Genomic DNA, 13,179 nt, shown 5'->3' on the forward strand with positions numbered 1-13,179 from the left:
TAGAACTAGCAACCAAATCAATTAGCTTTTGTAGCCTACAAGAAAACCTAGACACCACAACCAGTAGTTGTAGCGACCTGCAATCATAAACGCTCAAACCTGCAATCAAAACATTTCTCAGCCAGGATTAACTGCAACTATAATTGTGTTTCAGCCTTAATTTGGTCTGAAGTTTTGATTCAGTTTCATTTAATGTGGTCTCGGAAAAATCCTGATTGCGGTCTTGAGCGATTATGATTGCGGTCTCCTACAATTAACCTGTAAGCAGATTATTTAATAAGTGGCTATTGAGTTATGTGAGACGGCTTGTTTATCCGCCTTATTTTTTAAGAAAAGATGTCAAATGGGTTCTATATTGTCGCCTGGGTGAAATAGCAGCAAGGCGATCGCCACTAGCAGGTCCAGAAATAGCGAAGATACTGTTGGCGAAAGTAATACAAGGCATCTTAACGTAGAGTATTACTAACCCCCAAAGCCAAGATTTCTTGTCATTGTAGCACGATTAATTACATAAAAGATTGCTTTTGCCAACAGTATCGACTGCTCATTTACCCCCGTTAGCCTGATGGTTTTGTCCAAAGTTCAATTCTAAAGCAGTGGCTCATTCAGAAGCCGCCACGTCGAATTAACCAGTGAGTTGTGACTCTGACGCTGGTCATTAACAGCTTTAAAGGTTTGGATAATAGGCGTAAGGCAACGCTTAGCATCTTCATAGCCTCGCTGTTTGAGTTCTGCGATGCGTTCGGCGCTAAAGTCCAACCAACTATCAACCAAGCCGATGAGCGGTGTATCAGACTTGTTAATTCGCTGTTCTGGCCTAATTTCAATAATGGTCTGGTCTGGGAAGTCGTAGCGATTCCATACCGACCCGTTTTGCAGGTGAATGACGATCGCACTCGTTATGCCCCGCGCTGCCAACGCTCTTAGCGGGACATTATCAGCCAAACCCCCGTCCACATAAGCCTTACCATTGACTTCGCGGCTGGGAAATGCCAGAGGAAGGGCAGCACTGGCAAGAAGTAAATTGTAGATGGCCTCTTCATCAGTCAAATCCTGTACGCAGAGCCAGTGGGCATCCGTGCCAGTACGAGCGCGGACGAAATCAATCAACCAGTCGTATCCTAAACCTGGAATTTTCAGAGAAGGAAAGACTGTCACCCATAACTCGATGCCCCGTTGCAATTGGGCTGGCTTTACGACTTCGTATAATAGCTGCTCAATTGGCTCTGGGTCAAAAATGGCGGTACGGTCTTTTACTATCCCTTCCGACACCAGGAAATCAAGCATCCACCCCCGCAGGGTTGGGACAAAAGTTTGGGCTGCGTAGCTTATGGTATGGAGCAAGGCACCAGTATTCGGGCGAAGGATTGGGGCAGTCCCCAACTGTTCCCATAGTTCGTTCAAACGACGAACACCCTGTTGGAATGACCCGTGAGATGACAAAACAGCACCGTTAAGAGCGCCAATACTTGTTCCGGCAATGATTTGGGGTTCTATTCCGAGTTCGGCAAGATACTTAAGAGCGCCCGCATGGTAGGCTCCTTTAGCACCGCCACCAGTAAGTACAAGTCCAAAGTCGGGAGTAGCTGATTTCATGTTCTTTCAACTCCTGGCTGTCATAGCTAAACAATCATTGGCAGTTTCTTCAACCACAGCAGTGACGAATTCCCGTGCGTCAGTGGTGCGAGAGATGGAATCAATTTGGGTGCGACAGAGTGCCAGAGCGCACTGTCCGGGTTTTGCAGGTCTAGCTTCTTCTGGAAGGGTTGCCAGTTCCAGGGTTGTACCGATGGTAAACAGAAGGGGTGTATTCAGGAGCCGATGTTTTGGAACCGAGCGAATTTCTAGTAAGGCTGCTGTAAGAACGAGATCGCTCTCTCCCATTTCACCCCAAGAGCTATCTAACAAGTCAGCCAGCCCAAAAAAACTTTTAGGCATCTGGAAGCTGGTAGACAGTATTTTATTCACGAGTAACGGACGAAACCGGGTTGTATCGCCAGTTTCTAATTCATAGATCGCGACCGAACTGCTAAAGACTTCCCGCGCTAACAAGACAACTTGCACAGGCCAAGGTAGCTTAGTATAGGTTTGTTCTGCTGCCCAAGCTGTTACAATTCTGTCTAAATCCTCATTAGCAGCAACCCGCACCTCTAACGAACGCACTCGCGCTTCTAATTGGTTGAGTCTTGTACCAACTTGTTGAGCGAGTCGCTCGAACTGTTTGCTGAGTGCTAGCAGGGCTTGTTTTTGTTCTTGTAAGCTTCGCTTTTGTTGGCGAATGGCATCCCGCGCTTCTAGTAAAGATTGCTGGGTAACTTCCAAGGCAACTTGACTAATGCGAAGGGAATCACTCAGTTCTAGTACCCACTGATGTAGGGCTTCTTGACCTGCAATGAGGTTGCCATCGAGGAGGATTTGGCGTTGGCGATCGCTTCCATCCAATGTGTCCATCAATCGACCAAAAAAACCTCGATTCTTGCGATAGCGGATGATGTCTTTACTGACTTGAATACCATTAACCAGGTCAATTAGGGCTTTGTCACCAACAACAGGGATTCGGTGCTGAAGTTCTTCCAGATGGCGTGTAGACGGGCTTGGAGAACCAGTGGGGGGTTTCTGTAAACCAAATTGTTCAGAATAAAAAGTATTAGACATTGGTTCGATATCAGTTAACTTGTGCTGTTTAATGGAGTACCTATAGTTGGATTAATTCTTTAAATAGATTTTCCATATCTATTTTAAATTCTTGCTCTAAATACTCATTAGCCCGCTGCTTTAGTCTTTCACCTCTTTGCTCAATTAATTGGTTAACCTGTTCGCTCAGTTCTGATAAAGAAACAGCATATTTAACCGCCGTTGTTCGATTCATTTTAATTAAGCTCAATCTACCCCACGCTTTTACTTGTTTCTTTTGATATTTCTCTACTGACTCGATTTCAGTCCTGAATTGACTTCCCCAAATTTTTATTCCATCTGGTTTAATAAAAATATTTGGTGAACTGCTATTTGAAGAAAAGTTATTTTGAAAGTAGTCTCTTACTTTTTTGCTAAACTTAGAAATTTCCTCTTCTAACCTATTTTGTAACTCTTGCCGCTTCTGCTCTAACTTTATACTGATATCTTGGGAGCTTACTTCTATTAAATTATCTAATTTTTCCTTGGTATAGTTCAAAGCATAATCATAAAATTCTTCTGCCTCTTCAGGAGTTTTTAAATAGACTACTCCTGTGGGAGCAAACTGTAATCTAGATAGTAGCCAACGGCCAAAACGCTGTACGATATGAGCTTGGGGAAAGCGTTCTAAGTTATTCAATTTCACAAAAAAAGATGTAGCATATCTTGTGATAACGCTAGCTCGCTGGTACTCTTCATAGAAGAAATATTTTTCCAAATTTACCAAAGTTTTATTCTTGATAATTTCCAAGTCTTCCCGAATTTGTTCGTGGAGTAAAGGTTTAATTTCCTCCAACTCAATCAAACTTTTACGCCATAGGTCAATTAAAATCAAATCCTCAGCTATACTTCTAGCTTCCGACCTAAAACGTTTAGCAGGTTTGGTCACAGAGCTAGGCAGAGATCGAGCTTCATTACAAAGTTGTAAAAGGCGACTATTACTAATATTTAGTGCTGATTTCATGCACCGGGGGGCAGCGCGTTCAATCAGAGCATCAATTGCTGTTTCTAAGAAAGGAGCGAAGCTTGATTTTTTCCAAAGCTTTTGAGCTTTTTGCTGTAACTCTTCTACCGTTGCATCTTCTAGGTCTTCTTCCCAATCTACCCCGAATACTTCTTGAGCTAAAGGACGTGCTGTTTGTAATTTGGTCACTGCTATACGCGGATGCTGCTGCAACTCCATAAAAAAGTTAGCCGCCGCGAATGCAAATCTTGCAGATATTTCAAATACCCGTTCGGTATCATCTGCATCACCGATGCCTAATTCAGATGCCACAAACCGCCGCACTTGTTCTGGAGTCATATCTCCTTCTCGGCGTTGGTCAACTTTATTGATTAAAACATACAGGTTTTCCTTACCCCTTAACTCGATTGCTTTCTGTACCTCTTCTTTTATTTGTTCGGCTGCTTGCGTTTTGAGTTGGGTGAAGTCCAGAACAATCAATACCATTGAACTTTTTTGTAGTTGTTGTTCTACAACAGCCGCTAGCCGATGTGTCCCCGCCTCATTTGGCCCTGGCGTATCGACAATTACTAAATTTCCAAGCTGTTCCGGTTGGACAATTTTCTGAGAAGTTCGCCAAAAAGGTGTGTGCAAGCGCGGGAAATCAGTGAGAGATTCCAAAGGCTCTATTTGTGGTGTAATTAGGTGGCACAATCGGCTAATATCGTTCAGGTGAGTCAGTGTTTGGTTGACAGCTTTACACCCTGAAGCTTTGGCAAGCAGGGCAAAATTTTCCTGAAAAAATATTGTTTGTATTAACTTTGCCAGATGCGGATATTGATTAGTTTGTTCGAGTATTGGTTCAATACCGGATTCAGTAATGGAATGCCTCAACGCCAACCACGTCTGCTCAAATGTTGAGAGAAATTGGCTGCTTAGGATTAAAACTGGCTCTTTTAGTTTGGCATTCAATAAAATCTCAGTGGGAAGCATTGTCATTGCCGCATTGCGACTTGGCAGTAAAGGCTGACCGATAATGGCGTTAATAATGGTGGATTTACCAGCCTTCATCGGTGCGACAATCGCCAGTTTCAGTTTTAGGTCTTGTACATTACGGCTAGCTTGAACAATTTCCTGCTGAAATTTTATATACTTCTGGCTAGCTTCATCAGAGCCAACTGCTACACTGGTCTGATACATCAGGTCGCTGATTTTACCCAGCAACTCGATAACGTTTCTCTGTAGAGAGCAAAGATGAAATTTCAGCGCCTCAGAATCTACTGGGTTTTCTTTCATTTTGTCTTTTCCATCAATTCCATAGTGTATTTCAGATAGTTGTCTGCCTTTTCAACATATCTGGTAGCTTCTGGCACTAAAGAACTAAGTTCGCCCACCAATTTCTCTTTTTCTTCAAGAGAAAGCCGTTGGTCATTTTGTGCTTGTTTTAAACTATTTCGGTAGTTACCTAAATAGTCTTCCAGAGCTTTAAAAAATTCACTAACTCGTTCTTGGAAATCTTCGTCAAGGTATTTATTTATTCCCTGGCTTATACTATTAATACCGGTTTCAATGGATTGGTTTACATCCTTAATTAACTCATCCAAAGAAATACTGTAATAACTCTCTTGTTTGTCAGCCCGCTTTACTTTTACTTTCTCTTCATAAGGAACAATCCAAAGCCAATGCCACAAATCACGTTTTTTTACTGTTTTTTCCTCATATCCCTGATCCACATAACGAGTTTTAGTATTGACACGAGGTTTAACCAACTGTAATTCGTCAGCTTTTAAAGCAGGTTGTGGTAACGAAAGATTTACATTAAAAGCTTCATTTAGACGAGTTCTCGCTCTTTCAATTATGGGCTTTGTCTCTTTTTCTAAAAAGTTGGACAAACCCGTGCGTGCTAGTTCAATTTCTTTGGCTGTTTCTTGACGAACTCCCGATAGCAAGCTGTCAGCCCTTTGCTTAGCGTATGTAATTGCTTGATTAGCAAATTCTTCTGCTTCTGCTTGAGTCTTAAATTCAAACAATCCAGAAGGTTTAAACTCAAACGCTGACTTCATTCGTTTAGAAACCCATTTAGGGAAAAACTCAAAGTCAGCTAGTGGAGTCAGCAACCAATTTCTTGCTTCTATATCTTTTTGCTTGAGCCAGTCAGACCGTTGATATTCCTCTTTTACACAATAGTCTTCAAGGCTAACTTTAGCGGCTTTTTTGAGGTCTTGAAGAATTTTTTGGAGATTTCGATTGAGTTGTGTCTTAATTATGTCTACTTCCTGCAAGCGTGTACGACAAGCTTCAAGACTTTTCAAATCTGTTTCTAATGAGCCAACTTCACGTTGTAGTTTCTCTGCATCTTGGGCAATGGCACGACTGCGGAGTTCTACATCATCCCGTAGTTCTACAAGTCGGCTACGACTGAGTTTGAGAGCAGAACTCATACATTGAGGAGCCGCTCGTTCTATCAGTGCCTTTATTGCTTTTTCTAAAAACAGGTCAAAGCCTGATTTTTTCCATAGTCTTTGAGCTTTTTTCTGTAATTCTTCTATCGTTGCGTCTTCCAGGTCATCTTCCCAATCAATACCGAAAACTTCTTGAGCCAAAGCGCGTCCTGTTTGCATCTGTTTAGGTGGTACAGTTGGATTTAGCTCTAGTTCCTGCATGAAGTTAGCCGCGACAAACGCTCTCCTACCAGCTATTTCAAACACCCGCTCGTCATCGCTAGGATCTCCAATGCCGAATTCAGCTGCCACAAACTGCCTCACCTGTTCCGGGGTCATGTCTCCTTCTCGGCGTTGGTCAACCTTATTAATTAAGACGTAAAGGTTTTCTTTACCTCGTAAATCAATTACCTTTTGAACGTCCTTCTTCACTTTTTCTGCTGCTTCCGTTTTTAGCTGCGTGAAATCAAGGACAATTAAAACAATTGAGCTTTTGCGAAGTTGCTCTTCTACTACCGCTGCTAGTTTGAGGTTTTCTCCTGCTTCATTTGGCCCCGGTGTATCGACAATCGCGAGGTTTCCCAGCTTTTCTGATTTCTCAGCTTCTTGAGATCGCCGGAAGGGAGTCTCAATGCAAGGTACATCCGTAAGTTGTGCTAAAGGATCGCTTAATGGAGCTATTAAACTACACAGACGGATAATATCGTTTAAACCTGTCAGAGCTTTGACAATCTGCTCGCGCCCAGAAGTCTTTGGACTGGTTAATAAGCCCCACATTCCATCCCGAATTTGCTCTGATAACTCGTTTAAATGAGGGTATTGCTCCATCTTTTTCCCAATTCCCTCAGTACCTAGTTCCCGAATTTGGCACTGGATAGTGAGAAGTGTTTCTTGGAATACGGTTAAAATTTCAGGACTTAGCCTCAAAGCTGGCTCTAGTAACTCTGCATTAAAGACAATCTCAGTAGGAAGTGTTGTCATTGCAGCGTTACGGCTGGGCAGGATATCCTGACCGACAATGGCATTGACAATCGTAGATTTGCCAGCCTTCATCGGCGCGACAATGGCCATCCTCAATTCCAGTTTGTCCACATTCCGGTTAGCATCATCCACTTCCTTTTTGAAGGCTGCATATTTTTTACTATCCCGATCTGAGCTAAGGGCTGTACTGGCGCGATACATCAGGGTGCTGATTTGCCCCAGTAACTCGATAACGTCTGTTTGCAGATATTGGACATTTGGCTTGAGCGGATTGGAAGTCATTTGGTCAGCCTTGTTGAGTGGTGAAGAAATACAGCCCTGGGAGGAGCTTTTCTTAGAATTCCCAGAAAACTCAGCCAGGATTAACTGCAACTATAATTGTGTTTCAGCCAGGATTAATTGTAACAGAGCCAGGATTAACTGCAACCGAGACTGCAATCATCCACTTCAGCCAGGATTAAGGGTCTTGGCAACTTTTGGTGATCGGAACCAATGGCGAAGAGCGATCGCATCAAACTCATATTGTCCCGGCTGAGATGTCCGGCTATTGAACGAAGTCCATCCTTGTCATTTCAAGAGTAGCGATCGCAATACTCCTTGTCTGTGCGCCTTACCTCCGTAATCTTTGTGACCCATGTAGATATGTCAGAGTAGCGTGAGCCAACTGCAAGCGATCGTCAATGCCACACAGTCACTCATGTAGTATTGAAATGTACTCACCAAATAATTCTTAAACCCTCTTATAATTGAGTGTTATTAAGCACTCTAAATGAATATTACATTGGCAGAAATTATTCCCAGTTTACTACCCAGCCCCGAAATTTTACAATTAAATAGCTGGGAGTTGGACAAAACAGCAACTCAGATCGCAGTCAATGTCACTTCTGTCCAAAATCCAGTCAGATGTCCGGTTTGTTTAGCAGTAAGTCATCGCATTCACAGCCAATATAAACGAAAATTAAGTGATTTATCTTGGGCTAATTTTCGAGTCACTTTACAGTTAAATGTCCGAAAGTTTTTCTGTATCAATCCCCGATGTCTGCGCCGCATATTTGCGGAAAGAATTACAGATGTAGCAGCAACATGGGCAAGAAAAACGCAACGATTAACTCAACATTTAACAGCTATTGGTTTATCTTTAGCTGGGAATGCCGGAGTTAGATTAAGCCAATATTTCGGCTTCAAACTAAGTCGCAATACTCTATTAAACTTAGTGCGTAGAATTCCGCTAGCACCAATTCAAACCCCTCGAATTCTGGGAGTTGATGACTTTGCTTTTCGTAAACGCCACACCTATGGCTCTATATTAGTTGACCTTGAAAAAAGTCAACCCATAGCCATTCTCAAAGACCGTGAAGCCGAAACCCTAGCCGATTGGTTAAAAGAACATCCCGGTGTAGAAATAGTCTCACGCGATCGCTCCCGAACTTATGAAAAAGGTGTTCTGCAAGGAGCCCCCAATGCCATTCAAGTTGCTGACCGTTTTCATATTTTACAAAACCTCGCAGAAGCACTCGCGCAAGTATTTGGCAGCCAGCTAAAAACCCTTAAAGAGGTGGAAAAACTACACACTGGTTCCCCAGCCAGTGATGCTAATCAAACTGAAATCGTCCCTTTACCTCCGGCATCAAATCAGACCAAAAAAGAAGTATCAAAAGCGATTCAACGTCGAGAAAGAAGAGTTATTATTCATCAACAAGTGTGGGAGTTACGTCGTCAAGCTTTGTCAGGAAAAGCAATTGCCAAAAAATTAGGTATTGGTTGCACTACCGTGTTCCGGTACTTGCGGCATTCAACATTTCAAGAACGCAACGGTCGTAGCGATCGACGACGTAGCAAGCTAGATCCCTATAAAGATTATCTCCTTGAACAATGGAATCAAAAGTGTTATGATACAAAAAAACTATTTGAAGACATTCAAAAACTATGATTATGTTAAAGCGGGTGTGACTTTATCTGTAAGTAATGGCCCGGTTTAAGGACATATTAATCGATTAAAAATGCTGAAACGACAAATGTATGGTCGCGCTAGTATTGATTTATTAAGTCGCCGATTTTTAATCAAGATGTAAAGGGTTTTTCTCTCCCTAGAAGCAGTTTGAAAAACTGCGATCGCCATTCGCGATTGGTTCCGATCACCAAAAGTTGCCAAGACCCGTAATGTGGTTTCTTCTGCACTGAATGTGGTTTTGAGACTCCCGATGAGTGGCAGTTAATGTGGTTTCAAAAATCCCCTTTTTGCAGTTTTGACCTCTGCTTTTTGCAGTTCGCTACACATAACCATGAAAAAACGCAAATATAAAATTTCTAATTTAACCGATGCGGAAATCGACGCAATCGAATCGATTGAGGATGCGATCGCCAGTAACATCCCAGAAGATGCTGGCTGGGTTCAACGCCAGTTGAACAAACTTGAAAAGCAGGGTATTGATACACTCAACATCTGGTGTGCATTAGGAGAGGATCAATATCAAGTTTTCAAAAATTTACTAAGTTCTCCTGGTGAAAGCCAAAAATACGTAGGTGCAAAAGTTGTTTATGAAGGTTGGGATTCCGATTTGATGCAAAAATGTAAAGGCAAGCTTTTGACCGTCGTAGAGATCGATCACGTTGAGGGTTTTCGTTGTCGGCTACCAAATGGGGAAAACGTTTGGGTTTTTTTAAAAAATCTGAAGGTGCTGGGTTCGTGAGAGCGAGCGCCCACAAAGCAGAGGTAAAATAAAGCCTCAGCGGCCCGCCGCATGGGAGCTGGCAGAGGATACTCGGTGATCAACCCCAACCCCTAGCTGAAGCTCAGAACTTCCTTGGCTGAAAACTCTCAGCCGTTGCTGCTGCATTGGCTTTTGAACAAATCTTAATGGATTCTAAATCAGTTCACAACACGGCGCTTATCGTTTTGTTGAGGGAGATTATGGAATTGTTAACTCTTGCCGAAGCAGCTATAATTTTTAAACTTTCACAAAGAACTATTAGGCAATTAAACTTTGCGATATTTTTCCCTGTTTCTCTATATCTTAAATATCTTACTAATCACTATATATCTCTCTGGATTAGCCAACCTTTAGCTGCCATATCAACTGCTTCTTTTGATCGACCATATACAGCTATAGAGTCATAAATTGAGTCTTGGTTCCATTTAATAATAGCTTCTGCATTGGCAGAAATAGGTTCACAAGTTTGGTCGCGATTAGAGCCTCCCAACTGTAGAAGCAGCCGAGAACTTATTGGAAATAGTCCTAGTATGATTCTTCCTTGACTATCGCTTTGCAAAAAAACGGGATCATCAGGACAGATAAAACCATCATCTTCACTACGAATTAGAAAAAGGGGGAGCTGTTCAAGCTCCTTAAAAACTGTTTGGTAAAGATCCATAAACATTGGCAAATCATATTCTGGAGCAAGCTTCATTTGCGCTTGTACTTCCATATTCATAGGTGATTCTTTAGCAATGTGAGGTAAAACAACACTGCTCATAAATTCCCTTGTAGCTGGAGAGCGTGCATATTGTAATGACGTAAAAAGTCTTAACTCTTTTTGTCGCTCAGATTCACTCGGAAGTAGTTCTTCAGAGATGACTTCTTCCAAAGCAGGTTTGAGCCAGTTTTCTAAACTGGTCAATAGCTTTTCATAACATTCAGGTCGTTTATCGTGAAGCGTTTTATATTGATTCTTTTTGACAGCGGCATTTTCCACCTTAGTCCGTACAGGTGATCCACCGCGTCGTTGCATCCAAACTTTGTCCTCTGCATCTGCAAAGTGCCTGAGAATGGATCTAGGTATGTGATGTTGTCGCATAACAACTTATTGTACGGAATATTTTTCAAGGTAATGCCTAAATCGGTCTATTATCGAGATTTTTTCGAGATATTTACCCAATGGCGGACATTATCAAGACTTTTTCTGCATGATATCCCTGTCACAGGACATTATCGAAAAAATCCGTATATTTTCAGCGTAATCGCCCGACTGCTAACTATGCTATATGACGAGCTCGATGGAAGTAAGGCTTTTGTACCTAAAAAATGCTAATGCGATCGCTGCTGAGTATAGTGACACGATTATCGCAACAACTCTGCCAGGTGAGTCTGAGTAAAATCCTGAATATGGGGTAAAGCCGAGGATACGAGCTGTCCGAGGACGAGACGTAAAGTTTTGTGTGCGATGACAGGTTGGCCGCAGTTACCGCCTTTGGGTAGCTGTGGTGATTGCGTGCGATCGCATCCAAATTGAGATTTCAGAAAAACGCTGCACAGCAATCAGCAAGCGGTTGATTCCTTTTGCGGTATAAATATATCGCTGAACATTGCCTTTGCTACCTTCTGTTTCCAACGGAGGGAGTCAGATTGATGTGCCATGAAGGTGACATTTGTGATCACAATTCCATTGCTTGCTACCATCTTTCTCTGCTTTTCCCCCAGCTTCCTACCTTGCATAAATTTGCATAAATTTGCATAAATTTGCACATTTTTGAGTTTTTAGTTGCAAATACTGTCTCGACTTCAGCTAATAATTCAAGCTGAGCTTGCATAGTTTTACTCACAAAAACTCAAAAAAACTCAAATTTATGCAAAATTATGCAAAAAAAATCATGAAAACTTAGTCCCAAAAAGTTAATTTTGAGGTTTTTTTCTGTTCCGGTACACTTAAGACTTATTTAACAATTTAACAGCAAACTCTGCACTCCCAAATTCAAGCAAATACAGTTTGTTTTGAATGTTGACAGTTGCGAGAGCATTCCGGCTGAGTTCAAAGCAATGGAGTCGGATGGGTTTATTTCGTCTATGCGCCTGTAGAAGCGATCGTGACTCCACTTATTGTCCAAGCGCGATCGTATTGAATGGGAATCGGTACCAAATATCACATCAATATCTACGGGTTCTAATGGTGACAAGCCTGTTTTCTAGTTCGCTAACCGCCAAACGCTGTTCCCGCACTCGACCTACTCTCAGTGCGTCAATCAGGCTCCAGCTTGGCGTAAAGTTCTGGATCGTTTTTAGCAGCTTGGGGGACTGAACGGTACAGAGGCGCGCGCGATCGCCTGCCCTCTGACAACACCTTGAGGGTCAGGCCAGACATAAACCTCCGACGGTGAGGCAATCAGCTTGCTTTTTAGCGGTTCAGCAGAATGCGTTGTTGGCAGTCCTCGACTTAAATTTAATGTTCGGCGCTCGTTGAAGGGCGTGAGCTATTTCGGGAGTACAGCGATCGCTTGTGCTGAGAAAGCGGTTGTAGGAGCGAGCGATTTGCGATCGCTACACAAACTTCAGAAACTTGGCTGCAACTTTCCTCTGTCATTAAAGCTTAAAAAAGTATTAAACCCGACCTTACGGTTAGGCTTCCGTAAAAGGAGGGTGCATTATTTCTCTTTCTGCACGTAAAAGTCAGATTTGTGATCACAAAAACATTGCTTGCTATCGCTCATCTCTGCTTTTTCCTTAGTTTCCCAGCTTGCATAATTTTGCATAAATTTGCACATTTTTGAGTTTTTTGTAGCTAACACGGCCCCAAATCGGGTTAACAATTCAAGCTGAGCTTGCATAGTTTTACTCAAAAAAACTCAAATTTATGCAAAATTATGCAAAAAAAATCATGAAAACTTAGTCCCAAAAAGTTAACTTTGAGGTTTTTTTCTGTCCCGGTACGCTTAAGACTTTTTTAACAATTTAACAGCAAACTCTGCACTCCTAATTCAAGGAATTGTAGCAGAGGCAAGCTCAAAAGTAGTAGCATTTATAGCACAATACGGTTCAGTTAAAGTTGGTAATTGGCATGATTTTCAATAATTGAATGTAAGAATGAGTATTTCAGCATTACAAAAGTTGAAATTTTTTGTTAACTGAACCGTATTGGGCTATAACCCTAATTTAAAAAATACGATGCTTTTGCACAACTCATTTAGACCTGCTATATATAGAACCCATTTGAGATCTATTTAGCGATCGCTCACAACAGTCGATCCGTTCACAACAGGCGATCGGGTTCACAACAGTCGATCGGCTCACAACAGTCGATCGGCTCACAGCAGTCGATCGGCGCCAAAAGCTCTTTTTTGAAGTCATTCGGTTGTGGGCGATCGCCTGGACAGATTTTCAAGTTGGTTGTCCCCCATCAAGTTTTGAGCTAAAATTACCATCAAAACAC

10 protein-coding genes are annotated in these 13,179 nt (G+C 42.2%); 2 read left to right on the forward strand and 8 right to left on the reverse strand.

Going from position 1 to position 13,179, the window contains the following annotated elements:
• Positions 1 to 588: 588 nt before the first annotated feature.
• From QUB12_RS00445 to QUB12_RS00460, 4 genes are read right to left on the reverse strand one after another with little or no spacing between them, the layout of a single operon-like run.
• Positions 589 to 1,596, reverse strand: coding sequence for a patatin-like phospholipase family protein (locus QUB12_RS00445; protein WP_333304895.1), 1,008 nt, complete (start codon positions 1,594 to 1,596; stop codon positions 589 to 591).
• Positions 1,597 to 1,602: 6 nt separating this feature from the next.
• The gene (locus tag QUB12_RS00450) at positions 1,603 to 2,655 is read right to left on the reverse strand and encodes a diguanylate cyclase regulator RdcB family protein (protein WP_333304897.1); all 1,053 of its coding nucleotides are present in this window, start codon (positions 2,653 to 2,655) and stop codon (positions 1,603 to 1,605) included.
• A gap of 40 nt (positions 2,656 to 2,695) precedes the next feature.
• Positions 2,696 to 4,912, reverse strand: coding sequence for a dynamin family protein (locus QUB12_RS00455; protein ID WP_333304899.1), 2,217 nt, complete (start codon positions 4,910 to 4,912; stop codon positions 2,696 to 2,698).
• Positions 4,909 to 7,320 (reverse strand): dynamin family protein, encoded by a 2,412-nt coding sequence (locus QUB12_RS00460; protein WP_333304900.1) that lies wholly within the window; start codon positions 7,318 to 7,320, stop codon positions 4,909 to 4,911. Before QUB12_RS00460 ends, QUB12_RS00455 begins: the two co-directional genes overlap by 4 nt.
• Positions 7,321 to 7,807: 487 nt before the next feature.
• Between QUB12_RS00460 and QUB12_RS00465 the strand changes: the two genes are divergently transcribed.
• Entirely contained in the window at positions 7,808 to 8,968 is a 1,161-nt protein-coding gene (locus QUB12_RS00465; protein WP_445300644.1) for an ISL3 family transposase, read from the forward strand.
• A gap of 352 nt (positions 8,969 to 9,320) precedes the next feature.
• Positions 9,321 to 9,728: a hypothetical protein gene (locus tag QUB12_RS00470; RefSeq protein ID WP_333304902.1), complete on the forward strand. Its 408-nt coding sequence runs from the start codon at positions 9,321 to 9,323 to the stop codon at positions 9,726 to 9,728.
• 343 nt (positions 9,729 to 10,071) lie between these two features.
• Here the strand turns inward: QUB12_RS00470 and QUB12_RS00475 are convergent, their stop codons facing one another.
• The 4 genes from QUB12_RS00475 to QUB12_RS00490 form a co-directional block, all read right to left on the reverse strand.
• Entirely contained in the window at positions 10,072 to 10,833 is a 762-nt protein-coding gene (locus QUB12_RS00475; protein ID WP_333304904.1) for a DUF4238 domain-containing protein, read from the reverse strand.
• An 859-nt stretch (positions 10,834 to 11,692) separates the two neighbouring features.
• Positions 11,693 to 11,929 carry a hypothetical protein gene (locus QUB12_RS00480; protein ID WP_333304906.1) on the reverse strand — a complete coding sequence of 79 codons (237 nt, stop codon included), beginning with the start codon at positions 11,927 to 11,929 and terminating at the stop codon, positions 11,693 to 11,695.
• A gap of 62 nt (positions 11,930 to 11,991) precedes the next feature.
• Positions 11,992 to 12,114 carry a hypothetical protein gene (locus tag QUB12_RS00485; RefSeq protein WP_333304908.1) on the reverse strand — a complete coding sequence of 41 codons (123 nt, stop codon included), beginning with the start codon at positions 12,112 to 12,114 and terminating at the stop codon, positions 11,992 to 11,994.
• A gap of 885 nt (positions 12,115 to 12,999) precedes the next feature.
• On the reverse strand, positions 13,000 to 13,131 hold the full coding sequence (locus tag QUB12_RS00490) for a hypothetical protein (RefSeq protein ID WP_333304910.1): 132 nt from the start codon (positions 13,129 to 13,131) through the stop codon (positions 13,000 to 13,002).
• Between the last annotated feature and the right edge of the window lie 48 nt (positions 13,132 to 13,179).

This window comes from Microcoleus sp. B7-D4 (assembly GCF_036705125.1).
In the GTDB taxonomy this organism is placed as follows: Bacteria; Cyanobacteriota; Cyanobacteriia; order Cyanobacteriales; family Microcoleaceae; genus Microcoleus.

Coding starts and splice junctions, on each gene's coding strand:
- QUB12_RS00470 (WP_333304902.1), top strand. CDS start 9,321: ATGAAAAAACGCAAATATAAAATTTCTAATTTAACCGATGCGGAAATC.
- QUB12_RS00450 (WP_333304897.1), bottom strand. CDS start 2,655: ATGTCTAATACTTTTTATTCTGAACAATTTGGTTTACAGAAACCCCCC.
- QUB12_RS00485 (WP_333304908.1), bottom strand. CDS start 12,114: ATGTCTGGCCTGACCCTCAAGGTGTTGTCAGAGGGCAGGCGATCGCGC.
- QUB12_RS00475 (WP_333304904.1), bottom strand. CDS start 10,833: ATGCGACAACATCACATACCTAGATCCATTCTCAGGCACTTTGCAGAT.
- QUB12_RS00445 (WP_333304895.1), bottom strand. CDS start 1,596: ATGAAATCAGCTACTCCCGACTTTGGACTTGTACTTACTGGTGGCGGT.
- QUB12_RS00465 (WP_445300644.1), top strand. CDS start 7,808: ATGAATATTACATTGGCAGAAATTATTCCCAGTTTACTACCCAGCCCC.
- QUB12_RS00460 (WP_333304900.1), bottom strand. CDS start 7,320: ATGACTTCCAATCCGCTCAAGCCAAATGTCCAATATCTGCAAACAGAC.
- QUB12_RS00455 (WP_333304899.1), bottom strand. CDS start 4,912: ATGAAAGAAAACCCAGTAGATTCTGAGGCGCTGAAATTTCATCTTTGC.